Genomic DNA, 20,741 nt, shown 5'->3' on the forward strand with positions numbered 1-20,741 from the left:
TTGACGTCATGCCATACCTCGAACGCGACGGCGACGTCCACATCCTCCATCTCGGCACCCGTGGTGAGGAGGTCAGCGAGAACCGCTTCCACCCCGACATGCTCACCGAGCTCGACACCCTCCTCGACGAGGTCGAGGCGCACGACGGGCCGACCGCGCTGGTCACCGCTGCGACGGGCAAGTTCTGGAGCAACGGACTCGACACCGACTGGATCTTCGGTCACATCGGTGACCTCCCGGCGTACCTCGACTCCGTCCACCGCCTCTACGTGCGGATGCTCACCTTCCCCGCCGCGACCGTCGCGGCGGTGCAGGGACATGCCTTCGGTGCCGGAGCGATGCTCGCGCTCACCAACGACTTCCGCGTGATGCGGGCCGACCGCGGATACTGGTGCCTGCCGGAGGTCCAACTGAACATGCCGTTCACGGTGGGCATGGCCGCACTCATCCGGGCACGCCTGCCGATCCAGACCGGGGTGGAGGCGATGACCACCGGACGACGCTACGGCGGTGCCGACGCCGTGGCGGCGGGCATCGTGGAGCGGCACGTCGACGACGACGCGGTCCTCGCCACCGCCGTCGAGCAGGCCGCGGCCCTCACCGCCACCCGCGGGCCGAACCTCGCGGGAATCAAGCGGAGCCTGCACACCCCGCTCATCGCCGCGCTCGAGACGAAGACCGACGAATCGAACTTCAAGTTCGGCTGAGACCGGTACCCGTCGGGTGCACCGTTGCGGCCGGTCCGGCATGACAGACTGGACGACGTGACCACCGATGCCGACCGCGCGATCGAGGCTGCCTCCGACACCTTGATCGCGCTGTCGCATTCGATCCACGCCGAACCCGAGCTCGCCTTCGACGAGCATCGCAGTGCCGCGAAGATCGTCGATGTGCTGCGCGACGGTGGCTTCGAGGTGCGCACCGGCGTCGCCGACCTGCCGACCGCGTTCGACGCGCGATTCGGCGACGGCGACCTGGTTCTCGCGTTCTTCGCCGAGTACGACGCACTGCCCGGTATCGGGCACGCGTGCGGGCACAACATCATCGCGGCCGCGGCGGCGGGCGCCGGACTGGGGCTCGCCGCCGTCGCGGACTCCCTGGGTGTCACCGTCCGTGTCGTCGGAACTCCCGCGGAGGAGACCGGTGGTGGCAAGGTGCTGATGCTCGAACGCGGCGAGTTCGACGACATCGGCGCCGCGCTGATGGTGCACCCCGGACCGTTCGACATCACCGGCGCGACATCACTGGCGCTCGCCGACATCGCCGTCGCCTACACCGGCCGTGAGGCGCACGCCTCCGCAGCGCCCGAGTACGGCCGCAACGCCGCCGACGCCGCCACCGTCGCGCAGGTCGCGATCGGTCTGCTGAGGCAGCACCTGAACCCGGGCCAGCAGATCCACGGGATCGTCAGCGACGGCGGCAGCGCGCCGAACATCGTGCCCGGACACACCGAATTGCTGTACTACCTGCGGGCATCCACCGCGGAGGCTCTCGCGGATCTCACCGCCCGCGCCCACGACTGCTTCACCGCCGGCGCGCTGGCCGCCGGGTGCACGCACGCCGTGCGGACCGTGTCGCCCACCTACACCGAACTCACTCCCGACCCGTGGCTCGTGCAGGCATATCGTGAGGAGATCATCGGGTCCGGACGCACACCGCTGTCCGTCGAGGAGGAAGGATCGCGCCCGCTGGGCAGCACCGACATGGGAAACGTGACGAATGTGATGCCGGGAATCCACCCGGTCATCGGCCTCGACTCAGGTGGCGCCGTCACCCATCAGGAGGCGTTCGCGGCCGCGTGCGTCACCGCGTCCGCCGACCGTGCGGTTCTCGACGGCGCCCGCGCGCTGGCCGCGACCGCCGCCCGCGCCGCCCGGGACCCGCAGCAGCGGGCCCGGCTTCTCGAAGGGGTGGCGCGTCGATGAACCCCTACGTGGAGAAGTGGCTCGACGAGCACGCCGGTGATCTCGTCGCATGGCGCCGACACATCCACGCCAACCCCGAGTTGGCCCGCCAGGAGTACGCCACCACCGAGTTCGTGGCGGCCCGACTGGTCGAAGCCGGGCTCACCCCGAAGGTGCTGCCCCGCGGCACGGGCCTGATCTGTGATCTGGGCCCGGATCGTGGTCCCCGCATCGGGCTGCGAGCGGACATGGATGCCCTACCGCTGCACGAGATGACGGGCCTGCCCTTCGCGTCGACCGTGCCCGGTGTCGCGCACGCGTGCGGGCACGACGCGCACACCACCGTGTTGCTCGGTGCGGGTCTGGCGCTCGCCACGGTCCCCGACCTGCCGTGCGGGGTGCGTCTGGTGTTCCAGCCCGCGGAGGAGGTCATGCCCGGCGGGGCGCTCGACGTGGTCGCCGCCGGGGGGCTCGAGGGTCTCTCGCGGATCTTCGCGCTGCACTGCGATCCGCGGCTCGAGGTGGGCAGGGTGGGGATACGGGTCGGCGCGATCACGTCCGCCGCCGACACCGTCGAACTCGTCCTCGACTCGCCGGGTGGGCACACCTCACGCCCGCACCTCACCGGTGACCTCGTGTACGGGCTCGGCACCGTCATCACCGGACTGCCCGGCATGCTCAGCCGCAGGATCGATCCGCGCACGGGCACGGTCATGGTGTGGGGTGCGGTCAGTGCCGGGAACGCCCCGAACGCCATCCCGCGGACCGGGATGCTCGCCGGAACCGTCCGCACCGGCGACCACGAGACCTGGCAGTTGCTCGAGCCGATGGTCCGCGAGATCGTGCACGGTCTGCTCGCCCCCACGGGGGTCAGTTACGAATTGAACTACCGGCGCGGTGTTCCGCCGGTGGTCAACGACGAGATCTCGGCGCGCATGTTCGAGGATGCGATCCGTTCCGCCGGGCCGGAGGTGCTGTCCGACACCCCGCAGTCCGGTGGCGGTGAGGACTTCTCCTGGTATCTCGAGCAGATTCCCGGGGCGATGGGGCGACTCGGGGTGTGGTCGGGGACGGGGCCGGAACTCGACATCCACCAACCCACCTTCGATCTGGACGAACGGGCACTGCCCGTCGGGGTGCGGGTCCTGACGAATCTCGCGCTCGGTGGCGGATCCGGGTCGGGACGTCGCGCCTAGACCGCCGCGACGACACCGACCCGCGCGGGGTGGTAGCGGTCCGTCTGCGCCGATCGGCAGGCGCCGTGGGCCGGAGCCGCGTACGTCCGGTGTGCTGCGGGGTCGCGGCTCAGGACACGTCGGGGCGACCGGGGCCGACGTTGCGGCTGTTGCGGGTGCGTAGATCCAGGACGTACTCGTCCGGGGCGCCCGCGATCTCGGCGGCGTCGGCCATCACGCCCAGGTAGCGCGCCGACGGTAGTCCACCCTCGTAACCGTCGACCACGTAGAGCCACGCCAGCACGGCACCGTCGCCGGTGTCGACACGCACCCGAAGCTTGCGGTGGAATCCGAGTTCGGCGCCCTCCCACCGGTCGAGGCTGCGCTCGTCGTCCCCGGGCACGTCGTACAACACGACGAACACCTTCGAGTCGGGATCCTCGACGACGGTCGCGAGTGCACCTTCCCAGCCGATGTCGGCACCGGCGAACGTCAGTCGCCAGCCGTGCAGCCACCCGGTGCCCGACATGGGCGAGTGCGGGCAGCGCGTCAGCATCTGCTCCGGATGCATGTTGGACCCGTAGGCGGCGTAGATCGGCACGCCCACAAGGCTAACTGTTTCCCGGCGCGGCCACCGACGGGGTCGGGTGGCGTCCGGTTCCCGAGTGCGTCGATGCGGATGCGACAGATCTCACATCGGCGGCGTCGACGGTGGACGGATGCGCGGTCCGTGTGCGCTTCGGGTGGGCGGTGGCATAGCGTTGTCGGCGGAGTTCGCGTACCCCGGCGGACACCGCACAACGAGCCGACACCCCCATTCGGAATCGATACAGAGGAGAACCATGACCCGCATCGTCATCATCGGCGGCGGCCCTGCCGGATACGAGGCAGCGCTGGTGGCATCGCAGTACGGCGCTTCGGTTTCTGTGATCGATTCCGAGGGGATCGGCGGCGCCTGCGTCCTGTTCGACTGCGTCCCCTCCAAGACCTTCATCGCATCGACCGGGGTGCGCACCGACATGCGGCGTGCCGGCGACCTCGGGATCGAACTCGATCGCGCCACCGTCGCGCTCCCGCAGGTACACGCCCGCGTCAAGAGCCTGGCGCACGCGCAGTCCGCGGACATCCGTACGAAGCTCGAGGCCGCGGGCGTCGCACTGTATGCGGGGCGCGGCGAGCTCATCGACCCGCAGCCCGGGATGGCCGCCCACCAGGTGCGCGCCGACCTCCACACCGGTGAGGAGAAGGTTCTCGACGCGGACGTCGTCCTCATCGCGACGGGCGCGAGCCCCCGTGTGCTGCCGAATGCCGAGCCGGACGGCGAACGGATCCTCACGTGGCGGCAGCTCTACGATCTCGACCGGCTCCCCGAACACCTCGTCGTCGTCGGATCGGGTGTCACCGGTGCCGAGTTCGTCTCCGCCTACACCGAAGTCGGGGTGCAGGTCACCCTGGTGTCCAGCCGGGACCGTGTGCTGCCGCACGAGGACGAGGACGCCGCGCTGGTACTCGAAGAGGTGTTGTCGGAGCGCGGCGTGACCCTCGTCCGTCACGCGCGGGCCGATTCGGTCGAACGCACCGAGGACGGTGTGCGGGTGCTGCTCGCCGACGGGCGGATCGTCGAGGGCAGCCATGCGCTGATGACCGTCGGATCCGTCCCCAACACCCGGGGTCTGGGCCTCGAGAAGGTCGGGCTCGAACTCGACCGGGGCGGATACCTTCCCGTCGACCGGGTGTCGCGCACCGCGGTGTCCGGCATCTATGCCGCGGGTGACTGCACCGGATTGCTGCCCCTCGCGTCGGTCGCGGCGATGCAGGGCCGCATCGCGATGTACCACGCGCTCGGTGAGGGGGTCTCGCCCATCAAACTCCGCACCGTCGCCGCCGCCGTGTTCACCCGCCCCGAGATCGCCGCTGTCGGCGTGAGCCAGGCGATGATCGACAACGGCGAGATCCCGGCCCGGACCGTGATGCTGCCGCTGAACACGAATCCGCGCGCGAAGATGTCCGGCGTGCGACGCGGCTTCGTGAAGATCTTCTGCCGTCCCGCCACGGGAGTGGTGATCGGCGGTGTCGTCGTCGCGCCCACCGCGTCGGAGCTGATCCTGCCGATCGCGCTGGCCGTCCAGAACAATCTCACCGTCAGCGACCTGGCGCAGACCTTCTCCGTGTACCCGTCCCTGAGCGGTTCGATCACGGAGGCGGCCCGCCAACTGATGCGGCACGACGACCTGGACTGACGATGGCGGTGGCAACGGTCGCGGCTGCCGTTGACCCTCCCCTCGGGGGAGGGTCGACGGTGGAACCATGACCACACACAGCATCTTCCCGGTCGTCCCCGTCGCCGACCTCCGCCGCAGCCGCGAGTTCTACGTGGACCTGCTCGGGCTGGCCGTCGTCTTCGACGGCGACTGGTACGTACAGTTGCAGTCCACCGACGACGAATCGGTGCAACTCGGGTTGGTCGTCCACGGACACGCGACGATCCCGGACGGGTATCGGGGTTCGCCCGCGGGTGTGCTCGTCTCGGTCGAGGTCGACGACGTCGACGCCGTGCACGAGCGTGCGCGGGCGGCGGGGCTTCCCGTCGCCCTGGACCTGCGCAGCGAGGACTTCGGGCAGAGGCACTTCATGACCGTCGACCCCGACGGGCTGCTCGTCGATGTGATCACCGTGATCCCGTATGCGGGGGAGTTCGGCACGGCCGGCTCGGAGGCCGTTGCGACGTGAGCGATCCCGGCCGGTGGATGACCATCGGTGAGTTCGCGAGAGTGTCGCGGCTCACAGTGAAGGCGCTGCGTCACTACGACGCCGAGGGTCTGCTCACCCCGGGCCGGGTGGATCCGTACACGGGATACCGCTACTACGGGGGTGCCCAACTCGCGACCGCGCTGCGGATCGGTCTGCTGCGACGCGCCGGGGTGTCGATCGCGGCGATCCGGGAGATCGTCGGCGACCCGGCGGGAGGCGCCCACGTGCTGGCCGCCGAGAGGGCCCGCATCGAGACCGAGGCGCAGCGGGCGCTGCGTTCGCTCGCGCTCGTCGGATCGCTCGAACAGATGGTCTCGGCGGACCTGCCCGTGCGCGTGCTCCGCATCGACGATCAGGTGGTGCTGTGGCGGGACGGCAGGTCCGAGTCGGACGATCTGGACCGCACGGTCGCGCGCGCGATCGAGGATCTGCTCGGTGAAGCCGCCGCGCTCGGTCTCGACCTCGGTGCGCCGGTGGTGGGCCGGTATCCGGCCGTGCTCGCCGGACCCGTCGACTTCGGGGTCGGGATCGAGGCGACACCGGACGTCGCCGGCGCCGTCCACCTGCCCGGCGGCCTCTTCGTCGCGGTCGAGTTCACCGGCCCGGTGTCGCTGCTGCCCGTCGCGTACCACGCGTTGTTCACCGATCTGTCGATGCGCGGCGTCGACGCCGTCGGTCCCGTCCGGGAGTACTACCTCACCGACCCCGCGGAGGTCGGGCAGGAGAACATGCGCACGAGGGTCGCGCACGCCCTGCCGACGTCCGCCTGCGCGACCGGGATGGGTCAGACCCAGTCGTAGGTCCGTTCGACGGCCTTGTTCCACGCGGCATAGAGGCGTTCGCGTTCGTCGGCGTCCATGGTGGGTTCCCAGGTCTTGTCGGCCGCCCAGTTCCGGCGGATGTCGTCTTCGCCGCTCCAGTAACCGACGGCGATCCCGGCGGCGTACGCCGCGCCGAGCGCGGTCGTCTCCGGCACGACCGGCCGCACCACCGGGACACCGAGGATGTCCGACTGGAACTGCATGAGCAGCTCGTTGGCGACCATCCCGCCGTCGACCTTGAGTGTGCGCAGACCGACCGCGGAGTCGGCGCGCATCGCCTCGAGCACCTCACGGGTCTGATAGGCGGTGGCCTCGAGGGCCGCCCGGGCCAGGTGGCGTTTGTCGACGAACCGGGTCAGGCCCACGATCGCGCCGCGCGCGTCGGGGCGCCAGCGCGGTGCGAACAGCCCGGAGAACGCGGGGACGAAGTAGGCGCCCCCGTTGTCGGGGACCGCTGCCGCGAGCTGTTCGATCTCGGCGGCGGACCCGATGATTCCGAGGTTGTCGCGGAGCCATTGGACGAGGGACCCGGTGACCGCGACCGAGCCTTCGAGTGCGTACACCGCGGGGGCATCGCCGATGCGATAGCAGACGGTCGTGAGCAGCCCGTGGTCGCTGACGACCGGGGTGGTGCCGGTATTCAGGAGCAGGAAATTGCCTGTGCCGTAGGTGTTCTTCGCTTCCCCGGGGGACAGGCACGCCTGCCCGAAGGTGGCGGCCTGCTGATCACCGAGGATGCCGGCCACGGGAACCCCTGCGAGCGGGCCGCGTTCCCGCGCGTATCCGTACACCTCGGACGAACTGCGGATCTGCGGCAGCATGGACGCCGGAATCCCGAAGTCGTCGCAGATCTGCGGATCCCATTGCAGTGTCTTCAGATCCATCAGCATCGTGCGCGACGCGTTGGTGACGTCGGTGACGTGCACACCGGGCTCGCTACCGTCCTCGCCGGTGCCGCCGGTCAGGTGCCACACGATCCAGCTGTCGACGGTACCGAACGCGAGTTCACCGGCCTCCGCCTTCTCGCGGGCACCGTCGACGTTGTCGAGTATCCAGCGGATCTTCGGTCCGGAGAAGTAGGTCGACAACGGCAGGCCCGTCGTCGTGCGGTAGCGATCGGGGCCGGCGTCGCCGCCGAGCCGGTCGACGAGTCGGTCGGTGCGGGTGTCCTGCCACACGATCGCGTTGTACACGGGCCGTCCGGTCGTGCGATCCCACACGACGGTGGTCTCCCGCTGGTTGGTGATGCCGATCGCCGCGATGTCGGCGCGCCGCAGGTCCGCCTTCGCCAGAGCCGCCGCCCCGACCTCGCGGGTGGTGAGCCACAGTTCGTCGGGGTCGTGCTCCACCCAGCCGGCGCGCGGGAAGATCTGCCGGTGTTCCTTCTGCGCGACGGACACCACCCGTCCGTCGTGGTCGAAGATGATGCAGCGGCTGGACGTGGTTCCCTGGTCGATCGCGGCGATGTACTGGTTCACGGTGGTCCTCGAGGTCCGGCGGGTCGCGTCTGCTGCGCAGGTCACAGAATGCATGGGCCCGATGGGCCAGCGCAGTGGGCTCGAAACTACTACCCTTGTGCGCGATACGTCGGCGACTCACGGGAGCGGTGCGGTGTCCAACCAGTCCGATATGCAGATCCTCGGGCCGCAGCAGCGTGCCGACGCGTGGCGGCACCTCGGTGACGGGGAATTCGACGTCGTGGTCATCGGTGGGGGTGTGGTCGGCGCCGGAACTGCGCTCGACGCCGCCACCCGCGGACTGAGGGTGGCGTTGGTGGAGGCCCGCGATTTCGCGTCCGGCACCTCGAGCCGGTCGTCGAAGATGTTCCACGGCGGCCTGCGATACCTGGAGCAACTCGAGTTCGGTCTGGTCCGCGAGGCACTGCGGGAGCGGGAGCTGTCGCTGACCACGCTCGCCCCACACCTGGTCAAGCCGTTGAAGTTCCTGTTCCCGCTCACCCATCGTGGTTGGGAGCGGCCCTACATCGCGGCGGGAATTTTTCTGTACGACCGGATGGGCGGAGCGAAATCCGTTCCCGCGCAGAAACACTTGACCCGGGCCGGTGCGTTGCGGATGGCACCGGGGATGCGCCGCGACGCGCTCGTCGGGGGGATCCGCTACTACGACACCGTCGTCGACGACGCCCGGCACACCATGACGGTGGCCCGCACCGCGGCCCAGTACGGCGCAGTCGTCCGGACGTCCACGCAGGTCGTCGGCTTCCTGCGCGAAGCCGATCGCGTCTCGGGAGTCCGGGTGCGCGACAGCGAATCCGGCGCCGTCACCGAGGTCCGAGCGAGCGTCGTGATCAACGCGACCGGTGTGTGGACCGACGAACTGCAGGCCTTGTCGCGACAGCGTGGCCGATTCCGGGTGCGCGCCTCGAAGGGTGTGCACATCGTCGTGCCGCGCGACCGGATCGTCAGTGATTCGGCGATCATCCTGCGCACCGAGAAGTCGGTGCTGTTCGTGATCCCGTGGGGCAACCATTGGATCATCGGGACCACCGACACCGACTGGAATCTCGACCTGGCGCATCCGGCGGCGACGAAGGCCGACATCGACTATCTGCTCACACACGTCAACAAGGTGCTCGTGGCGCCGCTGACCCACGACGACATCGACGGCGTGTACGCGGGGCTGCGCCCGTTGCTCGCGGGGGAGAGCGACGAGACGTCGAAGCTGTCGCGCGAGCACGCCGTCGCGCGGGTCGCACCCGGCCTGATCGCGATCGCCGGCGGCAAGTACACCACCTATCGGGTGATGGCAGAGGACGCCGTCGACGTCGCGGCCGAGGACATCCCCACCCGCATCGCGTCGTCGATCACCGAGAAGGTGCCGCTCCTCGGCGCCGACGGCTACTTCGCGCTGGTGAACCAGACCATGAACCTCGCCGAGCAGTACGGCCTGCACCCGTACCGGATCAAGCATCTGTTGGATCGCTACGGGTCGTTGATCGACGACGTCCTCGGCTACGCGCAGGCCAGCCCGGAACTGCTCGAACCGCTCACCGACGCCCCGCAGTACCTGCAGGTGGAGGCGGTGTACGCGGCCGCGGCGGAGGGGGCACTGCACCTCGAGGACATCCTCGCCCGCCGCACCCGCATCTCCATCGAGTACCCGCACCGCGGGATGCACTGTGCCGAGCAGGTCGCGCGGCTCGTCGCGCCGGTGCTGGGGTGGGACGACGCGACCGTGGAGCGCGAGGTCGAGACCTACCGGGCCCGGGTCGACGCCGAGATCCGTTCGCAGACGCAACCCGACGACGAATCGGCCGATGCCCTGCGCGCGGCCGCGCCGGAGGCCCGCGCGGAGATCCTCGAACCCGTTCCCGTGCCGCGCTGAGCAGTGACGCACCTGACCGGGCCGCGGGACGCCGGATCGTTCACGGGGACGCGGACACCGCGTCAGTGCGTGAGGACGCGGACACCGCGTCAGTGCGTGAGGGCGATCTTCACGACCACCACGATGGTGGCCGTGACGGCGATCGCTGCGGCCGCGACGACCGTCGATGTGGTCGGTCTGCGACCGAGCAGACGCTGGATCACGAACACCGTCGACGCGATGCGCACCAGCACGGTGACCTCGGCGAGGGTCTGGGCGGTGCGCGGCTCGAGCCACCCCACCCATGCCGTCGCGAGGATCAGGCACGGCATCACCGCCGACGAGAGGATCGGCACCGAGTCGCGTAGCTCCCCGAGGCGTTCGGCGCGCGAGAGTTCCTTGCCTTCGTGCACCGACAGCGCCACCGCCTCGGCGAAGGCGTGGGCCAGGAACGTCGAGAACGATGTGCCGAGCACGATCGCGATACCCACGTACTGAGAGGTGGTGGTGATGGGTACCAGGGTGGCGAGCACGATGAGGTTGCCGTAGATGTAGGCGCTCATCCGGCCCGAGGCGGACCGCTCCGGCAGTGGTCGGTGGCGGGTCAGGACGGCGGGCACACCTCAGCGTGTCACATCGGATCGTCTCCGGTGGTCGAATTCGGGCGGTGGACGGTGTCCCGAGCGGGTGCCGCAGACCGGGTCGGTCGTCGGAGTAGGATTCGCGCAGTACACAGTCGACGACGGGAATCGATCAGGTGGCCACTTCTCGCCGCAGCTGGGCGGGTATCGCACTGGACGAGCGTCGCCGTGTACGCCGCGAACAGTTGCTCGCCGCCGGTGTCGAGGTCCTCGGAGCGGCGGACGGCGCCGGCGGCGGTGTGCGTGCGGTGTGTCGCGCGGCGGGGTTGACGGAACGATACTTCTACGAGAGTTTCACCGACCGCGACGGTTTCGTCCGCGAGGTCTACGCCCACGTCGGGGCCCGTGCCCGCGATGTGTTGGTCGAGGCCGTCGACGGTGCCGAACCGTCGTGCCGGGCGGAGTCCGCGGTGCGGGCGTTCGTGTCGCTGATGGTCGACGAACCGGCGATGGGGCGGATGCTGCTGCTCGCACCGTTACGCGAGCCGGCGATCAGCGGCCGCGGCGTCGAACTCGCCCCCGTGTTCGTCGCGCTCGTCAGCGCGCAGCTCACCGCGATCGACGACGACGCCGTGCGCACGATGGTCGCATTCGGGCTCGTGGGGGCGCTGACGAGCCTGTTCATGGGGTACCTCGACGGTGCGGTCGACGTGCCGAGGGAAACCCTGATCCGGCACTGCGTGACGCTGCTCGAACGCGCCGGCCACGACGCTCACCGATCCGCGGGCCCCGCCGGCTGATGCGGCGGCCCCGCGGTCGGTACACGAACCGCGCTCGGGCACGTCACGACCGCAATCGGTAGCCGCGCGGCGTCGCCGAGAACCCGGACTCGGCGAGCAGGTCTGCGAATCCGTGACCGTGGATGGACGCGCCGTCGACCTTCTCGACGACGATCCGGTCCACCCCGCCGCGCTTGACCGTCGCGGCCAGGGAACCGCACGCCACCCGCAGGATCCCCGGATCGCCGGTGAACGTGAGCACCGTGCGTCCGCCCCGTTCGACGAACATCGCGAGGGATCCGTCGACGAGCACGACGAGACCACCTGCCTTGCGGCCGGGACGGTGGCGTGTACCACCGTCCCCCACGGTGCTCTTCGGCCACGGCAGCGCCGCACCGTACGGATTCGCGGGGTCGCACGCCGCGAGGGTCACGGCCGCCGTTTCGGTGTGTCGACCCTCGAGCGAGTCGGAGAACGAGCGCAGCCTGTCGACGACGTCGGGGGTGGAGAACTGTGCGCCGCCGAGTGACTCCACGAAGTATCCGCGCCGGCACCGGCCGGACTCCTCGAACCGGCCCAGCACCTTGTACACCAGCGCGAAACCACCCGGTACGGACTCCGCTTCCACCGATCCCCGGGTGACCACGCCGTACCGTTCGAGGAGCAGCTCCGCGGTCGTGTGCGCGCGTACGGTCGGTCCGGTCTCGCGGGCCGGCAGCAGCGACCATCGGCCCGCGACGGTGGGTGGGCCGCTGCGCTGCGTCGTCGCGGGCCGCGCGCGGTACATCCGGGCCCGCGGGGGGCGCCGCGGCGCGCGGTGCGCGGGTGTGGCACGTGAGGTGTCGCCGATCAACGCGCGCAGCGGGGCGAGCGTGTCGCCGGTGAGATGCCCGCTCCACACCAGATCCCACAGCGCCGCCGCCACCGTCGTGTCGGAGACGGTCGAGTCGGGAGCGGACGCCGTCACCGCGTCGGCGAGCCCGCGGAAGAAGAAGGCACCGCCGCCGGCGAGCGACTCGAGGATCGCACGGTGCACGTCGGACAGGTCGATGTCGTCGACGGGAGCGAGGGTCGCGGGTGCGAGGTCGGCGGGGTGCAACGCGACCCAGCCGTCCTTGCCGGAGATCGCACCGGATCCGGACCACACGATCTCACCGGCGGCGGTCAGCTCGTCGAGCATCGTCGGGCGGTAGTCGCGGACCCGCGGCGCGAGGATCAACGGCTCGAGGGCGCTCGCGGGAACCCGGACCCCCGCGATCTGCTCGATCACCGCCGCGACACCGTCGACGCCGTACAGAGCCTCCGTACCGGGACCGCCGCCGAGATGATGCCAGTCGGGCAGGAACCGGCCCAGCGTCGCGGTGCTCACCGGTTCCACCTCGTGACGCGCCGCGGCCAGCGACCGTCGCCGCAGCCGCCGCAACACCTCGCTGTCGCACCACTCCGGCCCCGCTGCACCCGGTCGGAATTCGCCCGGGGTGACGCGTTTCTCGGATGCCAGACGCTGCAGCACCGTGTCGACCACGGCGCTGCCGAGCCCGAATCGTTCGGCGACCTGCGCGACGGTGAACGGGCCATGGGTACGCGCGAACCGTCCCGTCAGATCACCCAGCGGATCGGCGACGGGCTCGACGAAGGCGGACGGAACCCCGATCGGCAACGGGACGCCGAGCGCATCGCGCAGGCGGGAGGCGTCCTCGATCGCCGTCCACCACTGCCGGCCCGCGAACGACACCTCCAGCACCCGACGTCGTGCCGCCAGGTCCGCGAGCCACGGTGCCGGATCACCGGTGCACCGCTGGGCCAGTTCCCCGGCGGTGAGGGGACCGAGCAGGCGCAGCAGGTCGGCGACACCTTCGGCATCGCGGGCATGTCGCTCGGGTACGAGACGTTGCAGTTCGAGTTCGGCGCGTTCGAGCACGTCGGCGTCGAGGAGTTCACGCAGTTCGACGCGGCCGAGCAGCTCGGCGAGCAGCGCCGAGTCGAGCGAGAGTGCGGCGGCGCGCCGTTCGGCCAGTGGGCTGTCGCCTTCGTACAGGAACTCGCCGACGTAGTCGAACAACAGCGACGTCGCGAACGGGGACGCCGAGGCGGTCTCCACCTCCACGAGCCGGATCCGGCGGCGGGCGACCTGCCCGAGCAGGTCGCGCAATGCGGGCAGGTCGTAGACGTCCTGCAGGCATTCCCGCACCGTCTCGAGCAGGATCGGGAAATCCGGATAGCGGCGGGCGACATCGAGCAGTTGCGCCGCGCGCTGCCGCTGCTGCCACAGCGGTGCCCGCTTTCCCGGGTTGCGGCGCGGCAGCAGCAATGCGCGTGCCGCGCACTCGCGGAAGCGCGACGCGAACAGGGCGGAACCACCCACCGCGTCGGTGACCAGGTCCTCGATCTCGTCGTGGTCGAAGACGAACACGTCGGCGCCCGGCGGGTCGTCCTCGGTGTCGGGCACCCGCACGATGATGCCGTCGTCGGACGGGGTGGGATGGGTGTCGACACCGTAGCGTTCGTGCATCCGCGAGCCCACCGCCAGCGCCCACGGTGCGTGTACCCGCAATCCGTACGGTGAGTGCAGCACCAGCCGCCAGTCGCCGAGTTCGTCGCGGAATCGTTCGACGACGAGCGTGCGGTCGGTGGGCAGCCGTCCCGTCGCGGTGCGTTGCTCGTCGAGCAGGCGCAGCAGATTCGCGGTGGAGTACGCATCGAGGCCGCCCGTGTGGCAGCGGGTGACGGCATCGTCCCGGTCGGCCTGCCCGAGATCGCGGACGAACGCCCCGAGTGCAGCGCCGAGCTCGGCGGGCCTGCCCGGGTTGTCGCCGTGCCAGAACGGCAACCGTCCGGGGCGGCCGTAGGCGGGGGAGACCAGCACCCGGTCGAAGGTGATGTCCTCGATGCGCCAGCTGGTCGCGCCGAGCGTGAACACGTCACCGACCCGGGACTCGTACACCATCTCCTCGTCGAGTTCGCCGACGCGGGTGTTCTTCTCGCCGACCATGTACACCGCGAACAGGCCCCGGTCGGGGATGGTGCCGCCCGAGGTGACCGCGAGTCGTTGGGCGCCGGGCCGACCGGTGAGGGTGCCGTCGGTGCGGTCCCACACCAGGCGCGGACGCAGTTCGGCGAACTCGTCGGACGGGTAGCGCCCGGCGAGCAGATCGAGGACGGCCTCGTACACCCCGCGGGAGAGGGTGGCGAACGAGCCGCTACGACGGACGGTGTCGAACCAGTCGTCGACGTCGATCGGTTCGAGTGCGGCGGCGGCGACCGTCTGCTGTGCGAGTACGTCGAGGGGGTTCGCGGGGATCTGCAGGGCCTCGATGCGACCGGCGACCATCCGCTCGACGGTCACCGCGCAGTGCAGCAGATCGGTGCGGTGTTTGGGGAAGAACACCCCGCGGGAGGTCTCGCCGACGCGGTGGCCGGCCCGGCCCACGCGCTGCAATCCGCTCGCGACGGACGGTGGGGACTCCACCTGGATCACCAGGTCGACGGAGCCCATGTCGATGCCGAGTTCGAGACTCGAGGTCGCGACGACACAGCGCAACCGCCCCGATTTGAGGTCGTCCTCGATCAGCGCGCGCTGCTCCTTGCTCACCGACCCGTGGTGGGCGCGCGCCAGCACCGGATCCGCCCCGTACCCGACCTCCGACGGCAACCCCGACTGCGACGGGGGTGCACCCTCGCGGGTGACGGTGCCGCCGGTGCGCTCGACGTGGATCTCGTTGAGCCGGGCCGTGAGCCGTTCGGCGAGCCGCCGCGAATTCGCGAACACGATGGTGGAGCGGTGCGTTTCGACGAGATCGACGATCTGTTCCTCGACGTGCGGCCAGATCGAGCCGGTCTGCGGGAGGGCGGGTTCGTCGTCCGGGAACGCCGCGGCGGGGTCGTCGGTCGGGGCCGCCGGTGCCACACCGAGTTCGGTCATGTCCTCGACCGGCACCTGCACGGTCAGATCCCAGGTCTTGCTCGCCGGCGGCGCCACGATCCGCACGGGAGCGTTGCCCGCGAGGAACCGTGCGACCTCCTCGGGCGGGCGCACGGTGGCGGACAACCCGATGCGTTGTGCCGGGGTCGGCAGCAGCCGGTCGAGCCGTTCGAGCGACAGTGCCAGATGGGCACCGCGCTTGGTGCCGGCAACCGCGTGCACCTCGTCGACGATCACCGTGTCGACACCGGCGAGGGTGTCGCGGACCGCGGAGGTCAGCATCAGGAACAGCGACTCGGGTGTGGTGATGAGGATGTCGGGCGGGGTGCGGGCCAGGGTCCGTCGTGTGGCCTGGGGGGTGTCGCCGGAACGGACCCCGACGGTGATCTCCGGCGGTTCCACCCCGAGGCGGCGCGCCGTCTGCGTGATGCCGACGAGCGGGGCACGCAGGTTCCGTTCGACGTCCACCCCGAGCGCCTTGAGCGGCGAGATGTACAGCACGCGGGTGCGGTGTTCGCGTGCGGCGTGGACGTCGATCGGGGTCGAGGCGAGCCGGTCGAGGGACCACAGGAACGCCGACAGCGTCTTGCCGGATCCCGTCGGCGCGACCACCAGGGTGTGCGCACCGGACGACACGGCATCCCATGCGCCGAGCTGAGCGGTCGTCGGCGCGTCGAACGCGCCGTCGAACCACGCCCGCGTGGGTGCCGTGAAGCGGTCGAGGACGTCGGTCACCCGTCCATCGTGCACCCCGGCACCGACAGCGACCGGTCAGTCGTCGAACACGAACATCGCGATCTGCGGGCAGTGTGTGCGCGCCGAACTGTTGCGACCGGCCCGCATGAGCCCGGAGACGAGGTCGGTGGCGGCACCGCGCCACGGCAGTGCCTCGAACTGCTCGCGGCATGCGGGAGTGTCGAGCCAGCCGATCGACCAGTACCCGTCGTAGGGGCGGAACCGCAGTTCGGGATTGTCGGCGACGATCGTGTCGAGATCGGTGCCGCACGCGCGCTGCAGGCTGTCGGCGTCGACGGCCACGAAGCCGCACAGACGTCGCGCACCGGCGGTGCGCAGGTCGAGGTAGAGGCACGCCACCTCGTGATCCCCGGCGTACACGCTGACGAGGCGGTGGCCCTGTTCGGACGCGTCGTCGGTGGGCAGGCACGTGACGGACCAGTACTCGCGTTCGCTGATTCTCGGTTTCGGAACCGTCGACCGCACATAGTCCCGCAACCACGCGGTCACGGCCCCGAACTCGGGGTACTGCTCGAGTTCCCGATACCGGGTGTCGCGCAACGGAAGGTCGAAGCCCGGTTCGGGCGCACGCATGTTCACGCCCCGATTATGGCCGGACGTGTCGCTCGGCGGTACTGCCGGTTCTGTGCCGTCGCCGAGCCGGTGCGGACGGCCACCCGGCAGACCGGATCAGAGCACCACCGGATTGAGGATGCCCGCCGGATCCAGGGCGTCCTCGACCCGTCGGGTCAACGCCATCACGTCGGGACCCACCTGCGCCGGCAGCCACGGTTTCTTCAACCGGCCCACACCGTGCTCCCCGGTGATCGTGCCGCCGAGGTCGATGGCCAGATCCATCACGGCACCGAAGGCGACGTGGGCGCGGGCCGTCAGGTCCGGATCGGCGGGATCGTGCACGATCAACGGGTGGGTGTTGCCGTCACCCGCGTGTGCGATCACCGCGATCGTCACGTCCTGTGCGGCGGCGATCGCCGCGATACCCGCGACGAGGTCGGGTAGCGCCGGCAGTGGCACACCGACGTCCTCGAGCAGAAGCGGGCCGAGTCGCTCGACGGCGGGGATCGCCATGCGCCTCGCCGCCGCGAATGCCTCACCCTCGTCGGGATCGGCGGTGTCGAACACCTCGGTCGCCCCGGCGTCGCGGCACGCCGCCACCATCGTCTCGATCTCCGCCGCCGCGGCCGGTCCCGCAGCGTCGGAGCGCGCGATGAGCATCGCCGCCGCGTCGCGGTCGAGGCCCATCCGCAGCGCATCCTCCACGGCCCCGATCGTGGTGCGGTCCATGAACTCGAGCATCGCCGGTCGCAGCACCCCGGTGATCGTGACGACGGCGTCGGCCGCGGCCTGAACCGACGCGAACGTCGCGACCAGCGTCGCCGCGGGCGGCTGCGGCGGCAACAGTCGCAACGTGACCTCGGTGACGACCCCGAGCGTGCCCTCGCTGCCGACGAACAGTTTCGTGAGCGACAGGCCCGCGACGTCCTCGAGTCGCGGACCACCGAGCCGCACCGCGGTACCGTCGGCGAGCACCACCTCCAGTCCGAGTACGTAATCGGTGGTCACCCCGTACTTCACGCAGCACAGGCCTCCGGCGTTGGTGGCGACGTTCCCGCCGATCGAGCAGATCTCGAACGACGACGGATCGGGCGGATACCACAGCTCGTGCTCGGCCGCGGCGGCCTTGACCTCCGCATTCAGCAATCCGGGTTGTGCGACTGCGGTGCGGGTCGCGGGGTCGACGACGATCGCGCGCATCTTCTCGGTGCTGAGCACGATCCCGTCGGCGAGACCCCCGGACCCGCCCGACAGACTCGTCCCGGCACCGCGCGGTACGACCGGCACACGGTGCGCGGACGCCCATCGCAGAGTCGCCTGCACGTCGGCGGTGGACGTGGCGCGCACCAGCGCGCGCGGTGCGCGGGCATCCGGATCGGCGGCCCGGTCGTGCCGGTATCCGGCGAGAATGTCCGGGTCGGTGACCAGAACACCAGCCGGGAGCGAACGGGCGAGCGCCTCCAGATCCGGGTCGATCACGACGGGACGGGCAGGTAGCGGGCCCGCAGCTCGCGCTTGACGAGCTTGCCGGTGGGGGTGCGGGGCAGGTCGTCGGAGAAGTCGATGCTCCGCGGCGCCTTGTAGTGCGACACCTTCGACCGCACGTACGCGAGCAGTTCCTGCTCGACGTCCGGCCCCGGTTCGACACCGTCGGCGAGTTGCACGACGGCCTTGACCACCTCGCCCATCTCGGCGTCGGGCACTCCGATGACGGCGACGTCGAACACCTTCGGGTGCAGGGTGAGCGCGTTCTCCGATTCCTGCGGATAGATGTTCACCCCACCGGAGATGATCATGAATGCGGCGCGGTCGGTGAGGTACAGGAAGCGGTCCTCGTCGAGGTACCCGATGTCGCCGCTCGTCGTCCACGTCGGGTGCTCGGGATGTGTCGCCTTCGCGGTCTTCTCGGGATCGTTGTGATATTCGAACGGTCGTTCGTCCCGTTCCCACCACACCGTGCCGACGGACCCGGTGGGCAGTTCGGCGCCGTCCTCGTCGCAGATGTGCACGACACCCAGAACGCCGTCGCGCCCCACCGAGCCCGGGTGGGCGAGGGCCTGTGCGGAGTCGATGAACGTCACGCCCGAACCTTCGGTGGCGGCGTAGTACTCGTTGATCACCGGCCCCCACCATTCGATCATGGCCCGTTTGATCTCGGGTGGGCACGGTGCCGCGGCGTGCACGGCGACCTTCATGCTGGAGACGTCGTACTTCGCGCGGGTCTCCTCGGGGAGCTTCAGCATCCGCACGAACATGGTGGGAACCCACTGGCTCGCGGTCACCCGGTACCGGTCGATGAGTGCGAGAGCGTCCTCCGGATCGAAACGATCCATCAGCACCACCGTGCCGCCGACGGACTGGATCGTCCCGCAGAAACGTAGCGGCGCAGCGTGATACAGCGGCGCCGGGCACAGGTAGACGGTGTCGGCATCGAAGCCGTACATGGGTGCGAACACCGCGGTGTAGGGGTCGGGGATCTCCTGGATCTGCCCGTCGGGCAGCTTCGGTTCGATGCCCTTGGGGCGGCCCGTGGTACCCGACGAGTACAGCATGTCCTGGCCCCGCGGCTGATCGTCGAGCGGCGCGGTGTCGTACATGTCGAGGGTGCTCGCGTACTCGTCGAACCCGGGCAGTACCCCGCCGTACACGAGGCGGTGCTCGACCCCGGGATACGCATCGGGGGCGGTGTCGACCGCGGAGAGCGCGTTCGCCGATACGATCAGGGCCTTCGCGCCGCAGTCACCGACGATGTAGGCCGCCTCGTCGGGGGTCAGGTGGTGATCGACGGCGGTGATGTAGAGCCCCGACCGCAACGCCGCCCAGTACACCTCCATGACCCGCAGATCGTTGTCGGAGACGAGCGCGACGTGGTCACCGCGCCGCAACCCCAGCGCGCGCAGGTGTTTCGCCAGCCGCAGCGAGTTCTCGTCGAGTTGCCGGTAGGTGCGCGATTCGCCGGTGGAGGGCCGCACGATCGCGGGCTTGTCGGGGGTGGCGGCGACGAAGTTCCCTGGGTACATGCCCATGGTCTACCACAGGATGTGGCGTACGCCACAGTGGGTGCTCCCGGAGTGTGCGTCCCCGGACTGCGCGGTTCACGCGCGGGGTACCCGCGGACGGTCACACCCGACGAAGTGTGCGGAGCAACTCGGATCGACCGGGCGCTCGGACACGCGGATACTCGGACGTGCGGAAGGATGAACTGATCGATGCGCTGCGGTAGCACCGACCGCGGCGCCCGGAGAAGGGCTGGGGATGTCATGGCGTTGAGCGTCGACCACGACACGTTGTACTTCGAGTTCCCCGACGTCCACACCGCTGCCGAACTGCGGGTGACCTTCCACCGCACCGTCCGCGTGCCCGACGACGGCAGGGAGTATCCGCTGCCGCCGAGCCTGGGTACGTTCCCGGTGCGGGTGGTCGGGGACCGCCTGGCGTTGCCCGTGTGGCAGTCGGAGGCGTGTTGGATCAAGTTCGACTGCCGGTATCCGTTCCTGGTCAAGGTCGGCGTCGGCGATGTGAACGCGGTGACCGGTGGGGCGTGGTCACCCGAACCGGATTTCGACGGCGAGGACTACTTCGAAGTGCCCGAGCAGCCGTGGCTCGACGGGTTCTGCGTCGAGCGGGGGTCGGTGCGGCAGTTCGTCGCCGCGCGGCTCGGTGAGGGCCGCACGGTGGAGGAGCAGCTGTCCGAATCACCGGCGCTCGGGGGTGTGCGGATCGTCGCGTATCCCCTCCGGGCCGAGGTCTGGGAGAAGCGACGGAAGGAGCGGGAGCAGGAGCCGGTGCGGATGTTCTCGGTGATGCCTGCGGCGATGGGCCTCGGCGCCGGCGGCGCCGTCACGCAGGGCATCGCCACACCCGTCGAAGTGCCGGGCGCGTGGGATCTCGGGCAGTCCTCGACCGTGCGTGTCGATCTGCTCGACAGCGCCCGGTGGCACGACCTCACGGGCGCGCCGCCGCCGACCGAGCCGCTCACCGCCGCCGAGTACGCCGCACGCGGCTACCCGTGGTTCGAGCTCTACGACGAAGCGCCGGCGCGCGCCGGATCGCCGGGGCTCGCGGCGGTCGAGTCGGTGTCCGAGATCGCGAAACGGAAGGGGACACCGCTCGACGACGCGGGAGTGGAGACCGGCGAACCGATCCGGATCCGGCGACGGCACGTCTGATCCG

At 70.2% G+C, this 20,741-nt stretch carries 16 protein-coding genes; 9 read left to right on the forward strand and 7 right to left on the reverse strand.

Translation table 11 applies throughout. The features are described 5' to 3' along the window. The first annotated feature begins 8 nt into the window (after window positions 1–8). Genes LDQ05_RS06200 through LDQ05_RS06210 form a run of 3 tightly spaced genes read left to right on the forward strand, consistent with a single transcriptional unit; the run spans window position 9 to window position 3,100 of the window. Entirely contained in the window at window positions 9–707 is a 699-nt protein-coding gene (locus LDQ05_RS06200; protein ID WP_226436022.1) for an enoyl-CoA hydratase/isomerase family protein, read from the forward strand. 57 nt (window positions 708–764) lie between these two features. Further along, the gene (locus LDQ05_RS06205; protein ID WP_226436023.1) at window positions 765–1,925 is read left to right on the forward strand and encodes a M20 family metallopeptidase; all 1,161 of its coding nucleotides are present in this window, start codon (window positions 765–767) and stop codon (window positions 1,923–1,925) included. After that, window positions 1,922–3,100, forward strand: a complete 1,179-nt coding sequence (locus tag LDQ05_RS06210) for a M20 family metallopeptidase (protein ID WP_226436024.1) — start codon at window positions 1,922–1,924, stop codon at window positions 3,098–3,100. Before LDQ05_RS06205 ends, LDQ05_RS06210 begins: the two co-directional genes overlap by 4 nt. Before the next feature lie 109 nt (window positions 3,101–3,209). Here the strand turns inward: LDQ05_RS06210 and LDQ05_RS06215 are convergent, their stop codons facing one another. Next, window positions 3,210–3,680 (reverse strand): gamma-glutamylcyclotransferase family protein, encoded by a 471-nt coding sequence (locus LDQ05_RS06215; protein ID WP_226436025.1) that lies wholly within the window; start codon window positions 3,678–3,680, stop codon window positions 3,210–3,212. Between the two features lie 241 nt (window positions 3,681–3,921). Between LDQ05_RS06215 and LDQ05_RS06220 the strand changes: the two genes are divergently transcribed. From LDQ05_RS06220 to LDQ05_RS06230, 3 genes are all read left to right on the forward strand, one after another. Then, window positions 3,922–5,319 carry an NAD(P)H-quinone dehydrogenase gene (locus LDQ05_RS06220; protein ID WP_226436026.1) on the forward strand — a complete coding sequence of 466 codons (1,398 nt, stop codon included), beginning with the start codon at window positions 3,922–3,924 and terminating at the stop codon, window positions 5,317–5,319. 67 nt (window positions 5,320–5,386) lie between these two features. Continuing rightward, window positions 5,387–5,809, forward strand: a complete 423-nt coding sequence (locus tag LDQ05_RS06225; protein WP_226436027.1) for a VOC family protein — start codon at window positions 5,387–5,389, stop codon at window positions 5,807–5,809. Continuing rightward, the gene (locus LDQ05_RS06230) at window positions 5,806–6,630 is read left to right on the forward strand and encodes a MerR family transcriptional regulator (protein WP_226436028.1); all 825 of its coding nucleotides are present in this window, start codon (window positions 5,806–5,808) and stop codon (window positions 6,628–6,630) included. The genes LDQ05_RS06225 and LDQ05_RS06230 overlap by 4 nt, the downstream gene beginning before the upstream one ends. On the opposite strand, the gene glpK is transcribed toward LDQ05_RS06230, so the two are convergent. Then, window positions 6,615–8,129 (reverse strand): glycerol kinase GlpK, encoded by a 1,515-nt coding sequence (glpK, locus tag LDQ05_RS06235; protein WP_226436029.1) that lies wholly within the window; start codon window positions 8,127–8,129, stop codon window positions 6,615–6,617. The genes LDQ05_RS06230 and glpK overlap by 16 nt on opposite strands. A 151-nt stretch (window positions 8,130–8,280) precedes the next feature. Here glpK and glpD point away from each other — a divergent pair, with 151 nt between their 5' ends. Continuing rightward, the gene (gene glpD / locus LDQ05_RS06240; protein ID WP_226436046.1) at window positions 8,281–9,996 is read left to right on the forward strand and encodes a glycerol-3-phosphate dehydrogenase; all 1,716 of its coding nucleotides are present in this window, start codon (window positions 8,281–8,283) and stop codon (window positions 9,994–9,996) included. Between the two features lie 89 nt (window positions 9,997–10,085). On the opposite strand, the gene LDQ05_RS06245 is transcribed toward glpD, so the two are convergent. Further along, window positions 10,086–10,538 carry a hypothetical protein gene (locus LDQ05_RS06245; RefSeq protein WP_372461040.1) on the reverse strand — a complete coding sequence of 151 codons (453 nt, stop codon included), beginning with the start codon at window positions 10,536–10,538 and terminating at the stop codon, window positions 10,086–10,088. Window positions 10,539–10,762: 224 nt separating this feature from the next. On the opposite strand from LDQ05_RS06245, the gene LDQ05_RS06250 reads away from it, so the two are divergent. Beyond that, window positions 10,763–11,356, forward strand: coding sequence for a TetR/AcrR family transcriptional regulator (locus LDQ05_RS06250; protein WP_226436047.1), 594 nt, complete (start codon window positions 10,763–10,765; stop codon window positions 11,354–11,356). Window positions 11,357–11,399: 43 nt separating this feature from the next. Here LDQ05_RS06250 and LDQ05_RS06255 read toward each other — a convergent pair whose 3' ends face one another. The 4 genes from LDQ05_RS06255 to LDQ05_RS06270 form a co-directional block, all read right to left on the reverse strand. Further along, window positions 11,400–15,992, reverse strand: a complete 4,593-nt coding sequence (locus tag LDQ05_RS06255) for an ATP-dependent helicase (protein WP_226436031.1) — start codon at window positions 15,990–15,992, stop codon at window positions 11,400–11,402. A 36-nt stretch (window positions 15,993–16,028) separates the two neighbouring features. Next, the gene (locus LDQ05_RS06260; RefSeq protein WP_226436048.1) at window positions 16,029–16,586 is read right to left on the reverse strand and encodes a hypothetical protein; all 558 of its coding nucleotides are present in this window, start codon (window positions 16,584–16,586) and stop codon (window positions 16,029–16,031) included. A 96-nt stretch (window positions 16,587–16,682) separates the two neighbouring features. Then, window positions 16,683–18,044: an FAD-binding oxidoreductase gene (locus LDQ05_RS06265; RefSeq protein ID WP_226436049.1), complete on the reverse strand. Its 1,362-nt coding sequence runs from the start codon at window positions 18,042–18,044 to the stop codon at window positions 16,683–16,685. Then, window positions 18,044–19,588, reverse strand: a complete 1,545-nt coding sequence (locus LDQ05_RS06270) for an AMP-binding protein (RefSeq protein ID WP_226436032.1) — start codon at window positions 19,586–19,588, stop codon at window positions 18,044–18,046. Before LDQ05_RS06270 ends, LDQ05_RS06265 begins: the two co-directional genes overlap by 1 nt. Window positions 19,589–19,828: 240 nt before the next feature. On the opposite strand from LDQ05_RS06270, the gene LDQ05_RS06275 reads away from it, so the two are divergent. Then, the gene (locus tag LDQ05_RS06275; RefSeq protein ID WP_226436033.1) at window positions 19,829–20,737 is read left to right on the forward strand and encodes a hypothetical protein; all 909 of its coding nucleotides are present in this window, start codon (window positions 19,829–19,831) and stop codon (window positions 20,735–20,737) included. The last annotated feature ends 4 nt before the right edge of the window (window positions 20,738–20,741 follow it).

It is taken from the genome of Rhodococcus yananensis, assembly GCF_020515525.1.
GTDB lineage: Bacteria > Actinomycetota > Actinomycetes > Mycobacteriales > Mycobacteriaceae > Rhodococcus > Rhodococcus yananensis.

Coding starts and splice junctions, on each gene's coding strand:
- LDQ05_RS06225 (WP_226436027.1), top strand. CDS start 5,387: ATGACCACACACAGCATCTTCCCGGTCGTCCCCGTCGCCGACCTCCGC.
- LDQ05_RS06220 (WP_226436026.1), top strand. CDS start 3,922: ATGACCCGCATCGTCATCATCGGCGGCGGCCCTGCCGGATACGAGGCA.
- LDQ05_RS06200 (WP_226436022.1), top strand. CDS start 9: ATGCCATACCTCGAACGCGACGGCGACGTCCACATCCTCCATCTCGGC.
- LDQ05_RS06245 (WP_372461040.1), bottom strand. CDS start 10,538: ATGAGCGCCTACATCTACGGCAACCTCATCGTGCTCGCCACCCTGGTA.
- LDQ05_RS06275 (WP_226436033.1), top strand. CDS start 19,829: ATGGCGTTGAGCGTCGACCACGACACGTTGTACTTCGAGTTCCCCGAC.
- LDQ05_RS06270 (WP_226436032.1), bottom strand. CDS start 19,588: ATGTACCCAGGGAACTTCGTCGCCGCCACCCCCGACAAGCCCGCGATC.
- LDQ05_RS06210 (WP_226436024.1), top strand. CDS start 1,922: ATGAACCCCTACGTGGAGAAGTGGCTCGACGAGCACGCCGGTGATCTC.
- glpD (WP_226436046.1), top strand. CDS start 8,281: ATGCAGATCCTCGGGCCGCAGCAGCGTGCCGACGCGTGGCGGCACCTC.
- LDQ05_RS06260 (WP_226436048.1), bottom strand. CDS start 16,586: ATGCGTGCGCCCGAACCGGGCTTCGACCTTCCGTTGCGCGACACCCGG.